Genomic DNA, 15,822 nt, shown 5'->3' on the forward strand with positions numbered 1-15,822 from the left:
TGTAATATTATATGAGCAGTACCGATTTGCTTGACAAGGCTTATGAACCATACGACGTGGAAAAACGCTGGTATGATTTTTGGGAAAAAGAGGGCTTGTTTGCAGCAACTGAAAAAAGCGAACAAAAAGGCTATTCCATTGTAATCCCGCCGCCGAATGTGACAGGTGTTCTCCACATGGGGCACGCGCTGAACAACACGCTACAGGATATCCTCTGCCGTTACAGAAGACTGCGGGGGGATAATGTCCTTTGGATGCCAGGAACGGACCATGCGGGTATTGCCACTCAGAATGTTGTGGAAAAAAAGCTTGCAAGCGAGGGAAATGACCGTCATCAGCTGGGCAGAGAAAAGTTCATTGAAACGGTTTGGAAATGGCGCAAAGAATATGGCGGCCAGATTATCCATCAGCTCAAACGACTGGGGGCCTCATGCGACTGGAACCGGGAACGGTTTACCATGGATGAGGGATTGTCAAGAGCTGTGCGCAAGGTTTTTGTGCAACTCTACAATGAAGGGCTTATTTACCGGGGGAATTACATTATCAACTGGTGTCACCGCTGTCACACAGCCCTTGCCGACCTTGAGGTGGAACATGAGGAGATTGACGGAAATCTTTATCATATCCGATATCCTTTTGCGGACGGGTCAGGCGAAATTATTGTTGCAACAACCCGGCCCGAAACCATGCTGGGAGACACAGCCGTGGCAATCAACCCGGATGATGAGCGTTACAGCAACATCGGAGCCACGGAAGTCATTCTTCCCCTGATGAACAAAAAAATTCCCATTATCAAAGATAAATATGTGGATATGTCCTTCGGAACAGGCGGATTAAAAGTTACCCCTGCCCATGATCCCAATGACTTTGAAATCGGAACGCGTCATAACCTGCCTGCTGTGAAAGTGATAGGGGATGACGGCCTTATGACAGATGAAGCCGGGGAATTCAAAGGGCTTGACCGGTTCGAATGCCGGGAGATTGTGGTGGATAAACTCAGAAAAGAGGGGCTTCTTGAGAAAATTGAGCCACACAAGCACAATGTGGGACACTGCTACCGATGCAAAACCATTATTGAGCCGAACCTGTCAAAACAGTGGTTTGTAAGCGCGAAACCGCTTGCGGAAAAGGCCATGGACGCGGTCAGAAACAATGAGACCAAAATTATTCCGGAAACATGGAATAAAACATATTTTGAATGGATGAACAATATCAGGGACTGGTGTATTTCACGACAGATATGGTGGGGGCATCAGATTCCGGCATGGACGTGTGAAACGTGTCAGAAAGTGATTGTTGCCACAAATACGCCTGAAACCTGTCCGGATTGCGGCGGGAAAAATCTGATTCAGGAAACAGACGTGCTGGACACCTGGTTCAGCTCTGCCCTGTGGCCTTTTTCCACCATGGGATGGCCTGATGAGACACCGCTTTTAAAGACATTTTACCCCACATCCGTACTTATCACAGGCTTTGATATCCTGTTTTTCTGGGTGGCCCGCATGATGATGATGGGGATCCATTTCATGGGAGACATACCGTTTAAAGATGTTTATGTGCATGCGCTGGTCCGTGACGAACACGGTAAAAAGATGAGCAAATCAACGGGAAATGTGATTGACCCCCTTTCTGTGATAGAAGAATACGGAACAGACGCATTCCGTTTCACCCTGGCCGCTTTTGCTGCCCAGGGCAGGGATATCAAAATGTCTGAAAAACGGGTTGAAGGCTATCGCCATTTTGTAAACAAACTCTGGAATGCGGCCCGTTTTGCCCTGATGCACATTCCCAATTCGAATTTCGAATTTCAGGTTTCAAGTTTTAAGCCCCTCTCCCTTCCTGACAGGTGGATTCTCTCCAGACTCGGCAAGGCCACAGAGACCGTGGCAGAAAACCTTGACACTTACAAGTTCAACGATGCGGCCGGAGCTGTTTATCAGTTTGTATGGCATGAGTTCTGCGACTGGTACTTGGAGGCGATAAAACCTGTATTGTACGGTAATGAGGGCCAGGAGAAAAAGGACGCGACCACCCGTGTCTTATGGCGGGTTCTGCGGGACACGCTTGTTCTGCTTCATCCGTTTATGCCTTTTGTGACTGAGGAAATTTGGCATAAACTGCCTGGCACAGAAGGCTCTGTCATGAAAGCTGTATTTCCTTCGGATACCCCGGATGCCGCGGATGTCGCTTATAACGCGGAGGCTGAATCAGAGATGGAGCTTGTCATCGGAATCATCACCGGAATCCGAAATATAAGAGGTGAAATGAATATTTCACCATCTTTGGCCCTGGAAGTTTTGGTCCAGTCACAGGATAAAAAAATAAGGGAAACCATTCAGCAGCATCAGGATATCATAACTCACCTTGCCCGGCTCAGTTCTTTTTCTGTTGAACAGCCCGGAGAAAGACCAAAGGCATCGGCAACGGCCATTACAGAAGGAGCCACAATTTTTCTTCCGCTTGAGGGAATCATTGATTTTGCCAAAGAGACTGAACGTCTTGAAAAAGAAATTGACAAGGTCACAAAAGAACTTACCGGCGCTTCGAAAAAACTGAGTAACGAAGATTTTCTTGCCAAAGCTCCTGAATCAGTGGTGGAAAAGGTCAGGGAAAAACACGAAACTCTTGCTGAAAAGCGGCAAAAACTCCAATTAAATCTGGATAAAATAAAAGAAATTAAAAAGTGAAAAATGAGAAGTGAGAATTTCAGTTCGTAGTTCCGCCTTTAGGCGGTGTCACACCGCCTAAAGGCGGAACTACGAACTGGTATGTTCATTCTTGGAAATCGCCTAAATTCTCACTTCTCATTTCTCACTTCCTGAATTTTTATCATGTATTCCGTACAACACATCATTGAGACAGCTTTAAAAGAGGATATCGGTCCGGGAGATATTACCACAAACAATCTCATTGGTCCGGATGCCGAGGGCAGAGGGATAATTATTGCAAAAGATTCCCTTGTTCTCGCGGGGCTTGGTGTGGCAAAACAGGTGTTTGAGTATGTTGATTCGGAAATTTGTTTTGATCCCGGGCATAAGGACGGAGATATTTTAAAACATGGTGATATTGTAATGGAAATTGAGGGCCGACTCCGTTCTCTGCTTGCCGCGGAACGGACTGCCCTGAATTTTCTTCAGCATCTTTCAGGTATTGCCACGCATGTACGCTCATATGTGAATGTGCTTGAAGGTAAAAATGTGCGCCTTGTGGATACACGGAAGACAACACCCGGATGGCTCATTTTGGAGAAATACGCTGTCCGCATGGGCGGGGCACATAACCACCGTATGGGACTGTATGACGGAGTGGTGATAAAAAATAATCATATCACTGTGTGCGGAGGAATTAAGAAGGCCATAGAACGTATCCGAAAGAATACGTCCCATTTTGTGAAAACAGAGGTGGAAGTCTCAGATATGGAAGGTGTAAGGGAAGCCATGGAAGCAAAGGCTGATGTGGTCATGCTTACTCATATGGATATAGGCCAGATAAAGAAGGCTGTGTCGCTTATTTCCGGAAAAATTGTGGTTGAAGTCTCCGGGGAAATTACAAAACACGATCTTATTCCGTTGGCGGATACGGGCGTGGATATTATCTCGCTGGAGTCCCTTACCCAACTGGCCACGTGTGTGAATATAACAATGGAAATTAACGAAGTATTTTAGTGTTTATCATTTTTGAGATAATCTGTCTGTGAGATTACAGGAACTGGGTTTAACAGGGATTTTTAATCTTTATTAAATTAACTCCCTGTAATACATGACCGCAATGATTCTGACGGGTGAAAGACCTCCGAGGTTTTGAAAGACCTCCGAGGTCTTCACCTTTCAAAATTTATTTGGTCGTGTAGTAGTTTCACAGAGTTCAGTAAAAGGATATGAAAATTTATGGAAAGAACTTTGTCTATTATTAAACCCGACGGCGTCAGCCGGGGGCTTATGGGTGAAATTGTCAAACGGTTTGAAAACAATAACATCAGAATCATTGCCATGAAGCTGGTCCGCATGACAAAATCTCAGGCCGAAGGCTTTTACGCAGTGCATAAAGAACGGCCGTTTTTTGGCAGCCTGACCGATTTTATGTCATCAGGTCCGGCCCTTGTCATGGTCCTTGAAGGCGAAAATGTGATCGCCAAAAACCGTGAGTTAATGGGTGCCACAAATTACAAGGACGCGGCAGAGGGAACCATCCGAAGGGATTTTGCCAATGATATTGAAAAAAATGTGGTACATGGCTCGGACGCGCCGGAAACGGCAGCCGTTGAAATCAGTTACTTTTTTAATCAGTTTGAGATCGTGGGCTGATGCCTGACAGCGTTAATCTTGATAACATTTCCATTGTGCTGCATCAGCCCCGGTTTCCGGAAAATATCGGCGCGGCAGCCAGGGCCATGCGAAATATGGGAATCCGTGAGTTGGTGGTCGTTAATCCTGAAAATTTTGATGTTGTCAAAATTTTCAGGATGGCGACCCATTCCGCGGCAGATATTGTCAAGCGGATTGAGGTATATGAAACCCTCAGAGAAGCGACATCTTCTTATCATTATGTGGTGGGAACCACTGCCCGGCTGGGTGGACAGCGACAATTGATCAAAAGTCCTTCGACACTGGCTCAGAAACTTATTCCGATCTCCAAAGAAAACCGTATCGCCATTGTCTTCGGCCCCGAAGACCGGGGCCTTACCAATGAGGACCTTCACTACTGCCATGAACTCGTAAATATCCCCACGGCTGAATTTTCTTCCCTGAATCTTGCCCAGGCTGTTATGGTTATGTGTTATGAAATTTTTACTGTCAGCAGGGAATCCAAAAAAAAATTTGCCCCCCGTCTTGCAGCCCGCCACGAACTTGACGGCATGTATGACCAGCTAAAAGACATACTTGTCAGAATCAGCTACATCAACCCTGAAAATCCTGATTATTGGATGAATAACCTGCGCCGTTTTTTTACTCGCATGGAACTCCGGGCAAAGGAAGTAAGTATTATTCGGGGAATATGCAGACAAATTAACTGGTATGGAAAAAAACGCTATGAAGACGGGCTGCGGGAGAAAAAAGATCAGATGTGAGGAAGTTGGGTGTAATGCAGATACTTTTATTTCTGATCTCGAAAAGAGTTCCAAGGGTTTCTTGGTCTCAGATTTTACGGAAGTCATTGAGGATGGGGTTTTTGCAACAGATGAAGTTAAGAAAATTTTATCAATAATCAAAAGCGGTGAATATGTCACAGAAAACCGCTTTTGAAAAGATAACTAAATGGACCTTCTGTAAAATTTCTGGCAAATTCATTTATAATGACATATAACTCACTAAAGTTTCCATATCCGAAAACTTGTTTTTATAAGTATCCGACCAAAAGTTTTTTATACATTTTTTTTCTGTGAACAGCGGAGAAACTCGGCTTTTTTCTTCAGGGGCGGCGGATTATTCCGGGGAAAAACCCGGGTTTCTTTCCCGTACAAATATCAAAAACTTATGGTTAGGTACTTATATGGCAACTTGTTTCCATATATAGACACCTTGAAAGTTTCCATATTTGGAAACTTCGCATGGTCAGGGCAGAAAAAAGGAAAAGTTTCTAAATATGGACACTCCAAAAGTTTCCACATTTGGAAACAAGTTTCCATATACAGACACCCATACTACCGGACAAAAAATTATAACCTATTGAAATTATTAAATTGGGTATAAATGTTCGATTCGTTTAACTATCTGATTTTGAATAATTTAACAAAGATTACGAATTTTTCGTCCGGTAGTATGACAGACACCTTAAAGTTTCTAAATATAGACACTTTGTATGGTCAGGGCAGGAAAAAGGAAAAGGTTTCCAGATACAGACACCCCGAAAGTTTCTATATTCAGAAACTTGTTTCCATATATGGAAACCTGGTTTCTATATATGGAAACCTCGTTTTCCTGATAATCCAAGGTTAGGTGCTTACAACTTATGGAGGAGAAGGCAAAATGAAAAAGATATTTTTGGCATCCTTCATATTTGCCCAAAAGTACTTTACACTTTTGGTGATTTGAAAAAAAGTCCATTTTTTTTCAATCTACAAATTTTGTAGCTAAATAAAAGTAATATTTACAAATAGATATTGTAAAATCTACAAATTTTGTAGTTTTTTACACACTTCAAACATGATTAGCTAAAATTAACTACAAAATTTGTAGTTTTTTTGTAATAGGTTGTTTATATTATAAAAATAATCAAAATTATCATGAATTAAAAAAAACATAAAAAATTCATTTTAGCTGAAAGTGTAAACTACTAAATGAAGGATGCCATATTTTTTATCGGGTTAACGGCATTGTTGCTAATCGGTTGCAGTGAGGCTAAGATTGATACTTCTACTGATGAATCAATGAAAGCATCCATCGAAAAGGTAAGAAAATCCTTACCTGAAGATAAAAGAGGTACTTTTGATGGTAATGTTCTAAAAGTGGAGCTAAATTTTTTAACCCTCTGAATCAATTTGGCAAATATCGGAACAAGTCCAGTTTTAGAACACCACCCTTTTGATGAAGCATTGAAAATTCTTGCATTCAGTCAAATTAATCTGAAAGACATATTTGCTCAAGGGGCATCAGGTGTCGGCGATACTCAGGCAAAAGTGAAAGAATCATTAAACGGAAAAACCGGGGTTGAGGTAATAGCAGAAGCGGAAAGAGTTAAACAGGAGAGAAAAGAGGAAGAGAAGGTACAGGCTCTCAAAGAAATCAAAGAACTTGAAGAAAAGCGTATCAAATCAGAGAATGCCCGCAAAGAGTTATCCAAATTTCAAGTTCTCCGTTCACGTTTTTATAAAGAGAAACAGAAGTTTATGGGTGAACAGCCTATTATTGAAATTACTGTAAAAAATGGAACGGCACATCCTGTTTCCAGAACTTACTTTAAAGGAATACTCTCTAGTGCGGGCAGGTCTGTTCCTTGGCTACAGGAATCTTTCAATTATGAGATAAGCGGGGGATTGGAAGCAGGAGAAGAAGCGACCTGGAAATTAGCACCAAATATGTTTAGTGCATGGGGCAATGTCAAAGCACCAGAGGATGCAGTACTTACAGTCGAGGTCGAACAGTTGGACGGTGCCGATGGTAACCCATTATTTTCTGTAAAAAACTTCTCTCAAGAAGATGTTAAAAGATTAGAGAAGCTTAAACAAAAGTATGGGAAATAGATGTTATATTAGCACCTAACCCCCGTCATTGAAGCTTGACGGGCTACCAAACAAACGCCCTCCCGCTTAATTCACGTTAGGTGCTAAATATTATTCTGTGATAGCTTTTGAAAAAGTTTATTGTTATTGGGAACGATAGAATATGGAATACAATAGAGCATTTTTGGATACAAATGTATTGGTCAATATATTGGCAGAATCTTATCAAGGGCAATATCTATTCGAGTTATTAAAAAATAATAACTTTCAGATAGTAACATTCCGGAAATGTATATATGAAGTTTACTCAATTTTAAAAGGGACTACAAAGTCGGGTTTAGCTAATAAAAATAACCCGTTAAAGCATATTTTGCCTCCAGAAATAAATGATATTGCTCAAAAATTGTTCAAAAAAGTACCTGATATTGATAAAAAAGGGAACACATATTACTGGTATAATCTTTGTGAGGAATGGCAGGGCTGGAATTTTTTTGAAAATTCAGAAAAACATATTGAAGAATATGTTAAAGACACCGAAAAAAAAGAAGCCATAAAACTATTTGAAATACAAAAACAATTTGTAAAATGGAAGCAGTCTTTATTATCAGCTTTTTGTAAAATCGACGCAATAATTAAAAGTAAAAATATTTATATTTGTGAATATTTTCAAATATATACGTCTGAATGGTATAGAGACAAAGGATTCTTTTATGAACAGGAGCTAAGTAAGAATTCTCTGTTACCTAACGAAGATTTTGAAATAATAATGGCTGCGTTATTTTTAAAATCGAAAGTTTTTATAACTAACGAGACTAAAGACAGCGGTATTATATGGCGTGGTGGTCTTAGCTTTGGGCTGAATTCGCCTTCAATTTCCTTCTGCTGCCCTGAAAGGTTGGAGGATGCTATTCGAGAAAATTTTGCTTGCAGATTTTATAATAAGAAACGCACCTAACCCGGCGTTGCAGCGGACGGGCGGGGCGCATCGGTTATGAGGCGCATCGGCAAACCCCGCCCGCCGCTGAACTCTGCGTTAGTTTTTTTCAGCAAAAAGGAAAAGGAACATGATAAAAATTAAGTGGATGTGCCTTCTTCTGATTTTTACTTTATTTTCTTGCGGAACCAAAGATGTGCCCTTGGAAAAGGCTTTAAGTGAGATTGAAAGTGGCAATGTCCAGGAAATTCGTATAAGAAAGGACGAAATTGTTTTTGTTGATGCAAAGAAGGAAAGGTTTCGGGTGAGGATGAATTTGCCAAATTCCACAGAATCAGAACTTCAGGCGCTTCAGGCTATAAGCTCGTTAATGTATCAGGTTATGAATTCGGTAGAAATTGCAAGTAAAAAAGGTTTTAATATCAGAATATTGGGTGAAACCAACTGAGATAAAGGAACGGAAAATGATAGTTTTCGGAACCCGGGGAAGGACTATTGCCGGGCAAGAGATGATAGAAGGAGTGAAATGCCCGAATTGCGGCAACACCCAACATGCCACATTCGGCATTCTGAGATATTTTCATATCTTCTGGATTCCGACATTTCCGACATCAAGAGTCGCAGGCATTATGTGTCTGAATTGCAAGGGAACATTTACAGACGAAGAGATTCCCGGAGAATTGGGTCGGCAAATAAGATCGTCGGTTTTCAACAGGAAGAACACCCTCCCCATGTTCGCCGGACTGGCAATAATTGCCTGCCTTATGATATTCGCCATGATTACTTCTGTGATCGACGACAGAAGAGATATCGAGTATCTTGGGAAGCCCGAGAAAAACGATTTTTACATAGTGGATTTTACAAAAATATTCAAAGATGCCGATTCCGAATACAACTACGGCATAATGAGGGTAAAGTCCGTATCGGGAAACATGGTCGAACTGATGGTAAGCAAAATCGGATATATGCTGTCGACCGGTCCCGCCAGAGATATCGATAAAGGTAAGGCAAAGAAGAACAGTTACTATGCGGGAGAAACTATTCATATAGATATCTCCGGTCTCGGAAAGATGAAAGAGGACGGTGCGATATGCTCCGTAGAACGGCGATGAACAAATCCGGAGTAACTTACTGATTGAAAAAACTAACCCGGCGTTGCAGCGGACGGGCGGGGCGCATCGGTAAATGAAGCGCATCGCCAAACCCCGCCCGCCGCTGAACTCTGCGTTATTTCAAATAAGGAGATTATAATGAAATATATTGCGGTAATCATATTAACATCGTTATTGTCGTTTTATTCATATGCAGGGATGTTGGACGACAGAGCAAAATTTAGCGCAGAATTAATTGCTAACAGCTATAAAGCCGACGGTCCTGTTCGTAAGGTGAACAGGAAAGGAGTCAGAACAATAAAATATACTTCCGGAAATAATAAGTTATCAGCTTATCTTTATATTCCGCCGGAAACAGATAAAAAGAAATTGCCGGCGATTGTCTGGGCGCATGGCGGTTTCGGCGGAATCGGTCCGAGTCTGTTTGAGGAACAAAGTCCGTCAAACGATCAGTCAGTAATGCAATTTGTTGATGCAGGTATGGTTGTCATGACTCCTTCATGGCGTGGCGAAAATGACAACCCCGGCAAGTTTGAGCTTTTTTACGGGGAAGTGAATGATTTGCTGAGTGCCGCGGGATATCTGAAAACAATCGACATTGTTGATCAGTCACGTATCTACTTAGGCGGGCATAGCACAGGCGGGACATTAGCACTTCTTGTTGCTGTAGCTCCCAATAATCTGAGAGCAATATTCTCTTTCGGCGGAGCCCCGGATATCTTGTCTGTGGTCAGTAACGGAGAAGGATACGGGAATACTCCTTTCAACTATAAAAACAAGAAGGAATCATACTTAAGATCTGCGATTAATTATGTCTCCGATATCAAGACCAAAACTTTCTATTTTGAGGGACTGTCATCTTATGCAGGATATGCTCTTAAAATGAATGAACTTGCAAGTAATTATGGAGTTCCTTTCAAAGCTTACATCTTTCCAAACGGAGATCACTTTAATATTTTGTATCCTCTTAAACGGCTTATTGTAAAAAAGATAGAAGAAGATAAGGGGGAGAAGACAAACATCAGTTTTGATTTCAATAACTAAATGTTAGGTCAGACTTGGTGCCCTGCGGCATAATTTGCCACGGCTTTATCTCAGTTGGGCGGTTAAATGGAGCAAAGGGAGAGTGAGATAATCCGTTTTGTTAAAAAATAACCTAGCGTTGCAGCGGACGGGCGGGGCGCATCGGTAAATGAAACGCATCGGAAAACCCCGCCCGCCGCTGAACTCTGCGTTATATTTTCTACTAATAAAAGGAGCAGGAATTATGAAACAATTGATTTTATCTTTCATTTTAATTTTAACGTGTTGTATAGGAAAATATCCCTGCGCTTATGGAGAATCCATTGAATTAACGGCAGGTGCATTTAAAGGTGCTGAGCCTTTTTATACGAGTCAGGAACGTAATGGAAAGATAAAAATATCCGGTATGAATGTTGAAATAATAAATGCTTTTGTCCGAAAGGCCCCTGAATTTCAAATTAAGTTACAATCACAAATGTTGCCCGTACCAAGGCTTTTTAAATATTTGCAAGATAATACAGTTCAGGTTGTTTTCGGAGTGGCGAAAAATACCGAAAGAGAGAAAATATATCAATATTCCGATATTCCTCTTTATCCGGTGAAATTCAGTTTTATAGTACGGGCAGACGATAAAGAAGTCCATCATATCAGCACTTTTGAAGAAATGAAACGGTCAGGGGGTACTGTACTTGGTGTAAGGGGAAGCAATGCAATAAATCTGTTCGAAAAAAAGACAAATCATCTCAGTATTCCGACAGAAGTGGTTCCGACGATTGAGCAGAATTTCAAAAAAATGTTTGCTGGCAGGGGAAGGTACTTTGTTTTTAATAACTATTCACTGATTGACGGTGCAAAGCAATTCGGTTTTTATGACAGAATAATAATGATTCCCCTCGTACTCAAAGAGGGATATCACTGGCTTGTATTTTCGAAAGCGGTTCCCCAGGAAGTTGTGCAGAAAGCAAATGCGGTTTTGCACGAACTTCAGGAAAGCGGAGAACTTAGAAAAATTTATGAGAGATATGGAAATTTGCAATAAGGAAAGTGCAGAATTCTGTCAGGACAGGATTTACGCAGTTGCTTTTCAGGAATCTGATTTTTATTGTGCAGAGCGGTATTCTCACCGATAAAAAAAACAATTGTGAAATCCTTTAAAAAATGAAAAATATAACCCGGCGCTCAAGCGGATTTGCGGGGTTCCGGTCGCTGCGCTCCCTCCACCCCGCAAACCGCTTAGCTTGTCGTTATGCCCTTTTGTTTATGATAATTTTCTAAAAAAAGGAGAAATCAACGATGAAAAATTTAAAAGTGCGCAAAACAGCGGTTGTGGTTTTTTTTCTCTCATTTCTGATATCCGTGCCCTGTTTCCCGGAAGAGATGACACCGGAAAAATCAGAACATCCGGATGTAATCCGTATAGCTTTGGAAGAATACCCGCCTTTGCAGTCACCGACGCTTAAATATTTCGGTTCTGATTGCCGCATACTTACAGAATCTTTTGAATCGGTAGGAATAAAAGTCATATACGGCTGGTTCCCGTGGAAGCGTTGTCTGTACTATGTCAAGAACGGAGAATGGGATGCAGCGGCGAATGGATCGTCCACACCTGAGAGAGAGAAATTTTTCTGGTTTTCAGAACCGGTCAGCATTTCAAAAACTGTGTTTTTTCATCGTAAGGATTATTCATTTGACTGGAACGTGCTTGACGATCTGAAAGGACACCGCATAGGTGTAATACTGGGGCATGTCTATGGAGAGGCATTTGAAAATATCAGAGATGAACTGACAATCGATGTGGCGGGTATAGTTCCTCACAACAACTTAAAGAAATTATATGCAAAACGGATTGATATCACACCTGTTGATCTGACAACCTGTGTCTTTATGATGAAAACCGACAGCAAACTTCAGAAAATCGCAGACAGCATAACCTGGCATCCCAAACCGATTCAGAGTGCCGAGTGGTGCCTCATGTTTTCCAAAAAAGTAGAAAAGAACAAACATATGCTGAAACTGTTCAACAGGGGATTGAAGATATTGAAAGATGACGGCAGATGTGACCGGTATCATGAAGAAGCACTGAATGGTGAGTACGGAACAAAATAGGCTTTTTAATAAAAGGCATAACCAGTCGCTGCACCGGACGCAAGGGGCTACGGGTTCCTGAATGAAGTTGTTCAGTAAATCCGCCCCTTGCCGCCGGTGAGCTTTGTCGTTATATTTTTTACTAAGGAGGGTTAGCAATATGAAGAAACAGATTCTTCAACAAATGGTTTATGCTTTTACAGCTTTGTTTTTGGCAGCCTCTTTCGGCAACGCCTATGGAGAGGATTTCTATTCTTTAGTCAGCAAACTCAAACTGGGGGATAAACTTTTTGCAGTTGTTCCTCACAGAGTAGATGGCGGATATACTGTAATGACCGGTACTGTGGAAAGAAACAGAGACAGTGGACGTAAAATTGTCGTTTGGATAGGTTCTAAAATTAAACATCCCCGTCAGGGAGTTCCTGAACAATGGATCACTTCCCCTCACGATGTAGACTATGAATATGTCTATGCGTCTGAAGCAGAAGCATGGAAGGCAGCAGCTAAGTTTAACAACAAAGGGAAATAACATAGTCATACAGTCTATTGTTTGTCGATTTGTGAGATATTCAGAACAGAAAAATGAAGCAGACAGGCTGTATGAAAAATATAACCCAATGTTGAAGCGGACGGCGGGGGCTGGTTCTCGGTCGAAAGGGTCTGCCAAATCCCCCGCCGCCGCTGAACCTGAGCGTTATATTAAGCCTCACGGCAGGGAAGAAAGGGGTCAGGTTACAATGTCGGATCACAAAGTGATCGGTTTTTCGCATATTTCGGAGGAGGAGAGGTGATCTGCGACGGCGACGCGTGTATCATAGCGGGTTCTGAGGCGAAGATGAAAGATTACGTCTCCCGCATGAACCTGAAAGGCAGCCCGGCAATAAAGAGGACCCGCTTCGGAGAGATAAAAAAGGGTCTCGGACTCGGAGCGGCATACTGCTTCGACGAGGAGTCATACGGCCGTTTTTATCCGTCTGCGCAAAAGGCGGGGATAAAAGCCGGGCCGGAGGATTTTTCAGGGGAGACGCCGACGGGCCTTCATTTCGTGAGGGTCGGAAAAATGTCAGTGTCGGGGAACTGAAAGGGAGGAACGTGCGATGAGACTTCCCGAAGACCTTGAAAGAAAACATGTCATATCGGAACTGAGGAGGGAGGGAATTTTCCCGGGAGGGGACGGGCCGCTGCCGGTGCCGGCATCTCCGGCGGAAATCCGTCCGGACGTCGGCGAACTTTGTCCGCCGGGATTTTCGGCGCATCCCGTGTCTCCGTTTCCGGGACACGGCGTTTTGCATACGGACGGGAATGCGGCGGAACCGCCTCCGGAGCGTCCGGCATGGGAGGTTGCGGACATCTTCCGCCTTCACGGGGAGGAACACCGTGAGAGACACACCCTCACGCCGCGGCAGCGGAAGGTGATGTCCGACATTGAAAACTGCCGAACGGGCGAGTTCGGATTTCATGCGGAGGTGTGCGGGGAATGCGGCCACACGGAGATATCGTACAACTCCTGTCACAACCGTCACTGCCCGAAATGCCAGGGCATTGCGAAACGCAGATGGGTGAACGCCCGCGTCGGACAGCTTCTTCCCATACCTTATTATCACGTCGTGTTCACCCTTCCGAACATGATATTTCCGCTGTGCCATTATAATCAGGCGCTTATATACGATCTCCTTATCACCTGTGCGGCGGAGACGCTGAAAGCGTTCGGAAAGGATCCGAAATGGCTCGGAGCGGAGATCGGATTTTACGGAATACTTCACACATGGGGTCAGACCTTATGCACGCACCTTCACATTCACTTTGTCGTGACCGGCGGAGGCCTGAACGAACACGGAGAATGGGTGAGTCCGAAATGCGGAGGAAAATTCCTGTTCCCGGTGTGCGCCCTTTCGAAGGTGTTCCGGGAAAAGTTTGTCGGCGGACTGAAAAAGGCGTATTATGACGGAGAACTGACCGTGCCGGATGAGAGGGCGGAACTGAGGAAGCCGGAGGGATTTGAGAAATGGCTGAACAGCCTCGTCGCCCGGAGATGGGTCGTGTATGCGAAAGCGCCGTTCGCCGGGCCGGAGGAGGTGGTGAGATACATCGGAAGATACACGCACCGTGTTGCGATAAGCAGCCACCGTATCATATCCGTTGAAAACGGACAGGTCACGTTCTCATACAAAGATTACAAAGACGGAGGACGGAAAAGGGAGATGACCCTGACGGCGGACGAGTTCATCCGCCGCTTTCTTCTTCATGTGCTGCCGTCCGGGTTTCACCGGATCCGCCATTACGGAATCCTCGCCAACGGGAGGGCCGCAAAAAACACGGAGATGATCCGTGAGATGCTGAGATCGGAAGATGGCACCGGCGACGGGACACCCGCACCGGAGCCGGGAGATGAGTTCACGAAAACCTGCCCCGTCTGCGGCGGCGGGAAAATGATCTGCGTTCTCATCGTTCATCCGTATTACAGAATCAGCCGCACGCATCTTCTCCCGCCGCATCTCACAGGCGGGGAGGCGTATGAGGACACATCATAATACAAATGACGTAAGAATGTATAATATAGTATGTCACATCTTACCGAAATAAAATATCATGTTCCGTGTTCGGAAACGGAAGTCACGGGGCGGAGGTGTGTCCTGAGAACGGAACCGGCATAAAAAAAGGGGAGATCATGTCATCCGGAAGACATAATTTTCAGCAAAACCGAAATAAAAACAGAGACGGGGGAGGGGGAAAGAACATATCCGGAAGACGGAAAAAGGTGCTTTCACCCATAGCCGGTCATTAACACCGGCTTAATATAACCAGCCGTTGATGCGGCACAAATCGGACAAAAAAAATCGCAGGGCGATTTTTTTTGTCCGATTTGTGCCGCATAACTAAATGTTAGGCTAACATAAATTAGCAAAGAGGAAAGAGTCAATGTTTAATAAGGCATCAAAAGAAAATATTTTTTGGCCTGGAATTTATGATAAAGTTACAGCTCGCGAAGCGGCAAAACAGGGATGGACGGCTGCTCTTTTCAGCGGCGGGATAACTCTTCTTATGATAGTCTTCGGTGGTGCAGAGATAATGAATTTATTAGATGTAGCCTTAATTTGCCTTATTGGATATGGGTGTTTAAAAATGTCACGCACTGCTGCTATTGCAGGATTGGTATATACTATTTCTAATGGCATTTACAAGTACAGTGTGCATAAGACCTTGGGATTAATGCCGCTATTTGCAATCTTTTATATAAACTCTGTACGAGGCACTTTTTATTTTTCTAATGATGATGCAAAAAAAGACCGAAAATGTTCAACAGTTGCTCGAATGTGAAAATTGCAGATCGACCTATAATCCTAACGACTTTCGCGACGATGCTCCCGAATGGTTATGTTCAAATTGCGGGAAGACATTACCAAAATCTGGCAATTAATAGCCGAGCAAAGCTTTTGCAACGCAAAAGCCGCGTCTGCTGAAAAGCGACATCAGGCCGGCAAAGACAAATATGAAGAAAGGTGAAAAGA

The 15,822-nt window shown here is 43.3% G+C and carries 17 protein-coding genes; all 17 read left to right on the plus strand.

Annotated elements, in window-relative coordinates:
- The first annotated feature begins 11 nt into the window (after positions 1-11).
- Complete coding sequence (locus dnm_RS21165) at positions 12-2,687, plus strand: valine--tRNA ligase (RefSeq protein ID WP_207678886.1); 2,676 nt, start codon at positions 12-14, stop codon at positions 2,685-2,687.
- A gap of 144 nt (positions 2,688-2,831) precedes the next feature.
- The gene (gene nadC, locus dnm_RS21170; protein ID WP_207678887.1) at positions 2,832-3,665 is read left to right on the plus strand and encodes a carboxylating nicotinate-nucleotide diphosphorylase; all 834 of its coding nucleotides are present in this window, start codon (positions 2,832-2,834) and stop codon (positions 3,663-3,665) included.
- A gap of 222 nt (positions 3,666-3,887) precedes the next feature.
- Positions 3,888-4,304 (plus strand): nucleoside-diphosphate kinase, encoded by a 417-nt coding sequence (gene ndk / locus dnm_RS21175; protein WP_207678888.1) that lies wholly within the window; start codon positions 3,888-3,890, stop codon positions 4,302-4,304.
- Entirely contained in the window at positions 4,304-5,068 is a 765-nt protein-coding gene (locus tag dnm_RS21180; RefSeq protein ID WP_207678889.1) for an RNA methyltransferase, read from the plus strand. Before ndk ends, dnm_RS21180 begins: the two co-directional genes overlap by 1 nt.
- 1,209 nt (positions 5,069-6,277) lie before the next feature.
- Positions 6,278-6,472, plus strand: coding sequence for a DUF6694 family lipoprotein (locus dnm_RS21185; RefSeq protein WP_207678890.1), 195 nt, complete (start codon positions 6,278-6,280; stop codon positions 6,470-6,472).
- Between the two features lie 6 nt (positions 6,473-6,478).
- Positions 6,479-7,180: a hypothetical protein gene (locus dnm_RS21190; RefSeq protein WP_207678891.1), complete on the plus strand. Its 702-nt coding sequence runs from the start codon at positions 6,479-6,481 to the stop codon at positions 7,178-7,180.
- 142 nt (positions 7,181-7,322) lie between these two features.
- On the plus strand, positions 7,323-8,114 hold the full coding sequence (locus dnm_RS21195) for a hypothetical protein (protein ID WP_207678892.1): 792 nt from the start codon (positions 7,323-7,325) through the stop codon (positions 8,112-8,114).
- Between the two features lie 109 nt (positions 8,115-8,223).
- Positions 8,224-8,541: a hypothetical protein gene (locus dnm_RS21200; RefSeq protein ID WP_207678893.1), complete on the plus strand. Its 318-nt coding sequence runs from the start codon at positions 8,224-8,226 to the stop codon at positions 8,539-8,541.
- 16 nt (positions 8,542-8,557) lie between these two features.
- Entirely contained in the window at positions 8,558-9,205 is a 648-nt protein-coding gene (locus dnm_RS21205; protein WP_207678894.1) for a zinc ribbon domain-containing protein, read from the plus strand.
- Positions 9,206-9,343: 138 nt separating this feature from the next.
- The gene (locus tag dnm_RS21210; RefSeq protein WP_207678895.1) at positions 9,344-10,249 is read left to right on the plus strand and encodes an alpha/beta hydrolase family protein; all 906 of its coding nucleotides are present in this window, start codon (positions 9,344-9,346) and stop codon (positions 10,247-10,249) included.
- Positions 10,250-10,472: 223 nt separating this feature from the next.
- Entirely contained in the window at positions 10,473-11,267 is a 795-nt protein-coding gene (locus tag dnm_RS21215; RefSeq protein WP_207678896.1) for a substrate-binding periplasmic protein, read from the plus strand.
- A 254-nt stretch (positions 11,268-11,521) separates the two neighbouring features.
- Positions 11,522-12,334 carry a substrate-binding periplasmic protein gene (locus dnm_RS21220; RefSeq protein ID WP_207678897.1) on the plus strand — a complete coding sequence of 271 codons (813 nt, stop codon included), beginning with the start codon at positions 11,522-11,524 and terminating at the stop codon, positions 12,332-12,334.
- 139 nt (positions 12,335-12,473) lie between these two features.
- A complete protein-coding gene (locus dnm_RS21225; RefSeq protein ID WP_207678898.1) occupies positions 12,474-12,842 on the plus strand; it encodes a hypothetical protein in 369 nt (122 codons plus the stop codon).
- A gap of 306 nt (positions 12,843-13,148) precedes the next feature.
- Complete coding sequence (locus dnm_RS21230; RefSeq protein ID WP_207678899.1) at positions 13,149-13,394, plus strand: hypothetical protein; 246 nt, start codon at positions 13,149-13,151, stop codon at positions 13,392-13,394.
- Positions 13,395-13,410: 16 nt separating this feature from the next.
- A complete protein-coding gene (locus tag dnm_RS21235; RefSeq protein WP_207678900.1) occupies positions 13,411-14,844 on the plus strand; it encodes an IS91 family transposase in 1,434 nt (477 codons plus the stop codon).
- Positions 14,845-15,232: 388 nt separating this feature from the next.
- Positions 15,233-15,631, plus strand: a complete 399-nt coding sequence (locus tag dnm_RS21240; protein WP_207678901.1) for a hypothetical protein — start codon at positions 15,233-15,235, stop codon at positions 15,629-15,631.
- A gap of 51 nt (positions 15,632-15,682) precedes the next feature.
- Entirely contained in the window at positions 15,683-15,817 is a 135-nt protein-coding gene (locus dnm_RS31365) for a hypothetical protein (protein WP_276571817.1), read from the plus strand.
- Positions 15,818-15,822: the final 5 nt, after the last annotated feature.

This window comes from Desulfonema magnum, assembly GCF_017377395.1.
In the GTDB taxonomy this organism is placed as follows: Bacteria; Desulfobacterota; Desulfobacteria; order Desulfobacterales; family 4be13; genus Desulfonema_C; species Desulfonema_C magnum.

Excerpts from the sequence above, each read along its gene's own strand:
- dnm_RS21165 (WP_207678886.1), top strand. The coding sequence starts at position 12 with ATGAGCAGTACCGATTTGCTTGACAAGGCTTATGAACCATACGACGTG.
- nadC (WP_207678887.1), top strand. The coding sequence starts at position 2,832 with ATGTATTCCGTACAACACATCATTGAGACAGCTTTAAAAGAGGATATC.
- ndk (WP_207678888.1), top strand. The coding sequence starts at position 3,888 with ATGGAAAGAACTTTGTCTATTATTAAACCCGACGGCGTCAGCCGGGGG.
- dnm_RS21180 (WP_207678889.1), top strand. The coding sequence starts at position 4,304 with ATGCCTGACAGCGTTAATCTTGATAACATTTCCATTGTGCTGCATCAG.
- dnm_RS21185 (WP_207678890.1), top strand. The coding sequence starts at position 6,278 with ATGAAGGATGCCATATTTTTTATCGGGTTAACGGCATTGTTGCTAATC.
- dnm_RS21195 (WP_207678892.1), top strand. The coding sequence starts at position 7,323 with ATGGAATACAATAGAGCATTTTTGGATACAAATGTATTGGTCAATATA.
- dnm_RS21200 (WP_207678893.1), top strand. The coding sequence starts at position 8,224 with ATGATAAAAATTAAGTGGATGTGCCTTCTTCTGATTTTTACTTTATTT.
- dnm_RS21205 (WP_207678894.1), top strand. The coding sequence starts at position 8,558 with ATGATAGTTTTCGGAACCCGGGGAAGGACTATTGCCGGGCAAGAGATG.
- dnm_RS21210 (WP_207678895.1), top strand. The coding sequence starts at position 9,344 with ATGAAATATATTGCGGTAATCATATTAACATCGTTATTGTCGTTTTAT.
- dnm_RS21215 (WP_207678896.1), top strand. The coding sequence starts at position 10,473 with ATGAAACAATTGATTTTATCTTTCATTTTAATTTTAACGTGTTGTATA.
- dnm_RS21220 (WP_207678897.1), top strand. The coding sequence starts at position 11,522 with ATGAAAAATTTAAAAGTGCGCAAAACAGCGGTTGTGGTTTTTTTTCTC.
- dnm_RS21225 (WP_207678898.1), top strand. The coding sequence starts at position 12,474 with ATGAAGAAACAGATTCTTCAACAAATGGTTTATGCTTTTACAGCTTTG.
- dnm_RS21230 (WP_207678899.1), top strand. The coding sequence starts at position 13,149 with ATGAAAGATTACGTCTCCCGCATGAACCTGAAAGGCAGCCCGGCAATA.
- dnm_RS21235 (WP_207678900.1), top strand. The coding sequence starts at position 13,411 with ATGAGACTTCCCGAAGACCTTGAAAGAAAACATGTCATATCGGAACTG.
- dnm_RS21240 (WP_207678901.1), top strand. The coding sequence starts at position 15,233 with ATGTTTAATAAGGCATCAAAAGAAAATATTTTTTGGCCTGGAATTTAT.
- dnm_RS31365 (WP_276571817.1), top strand. The coding sequence starts at position 15,683 with ATGGTTATGTTCAAATTGCGGGAAGACATTACCAAAATCTGGCAATTA.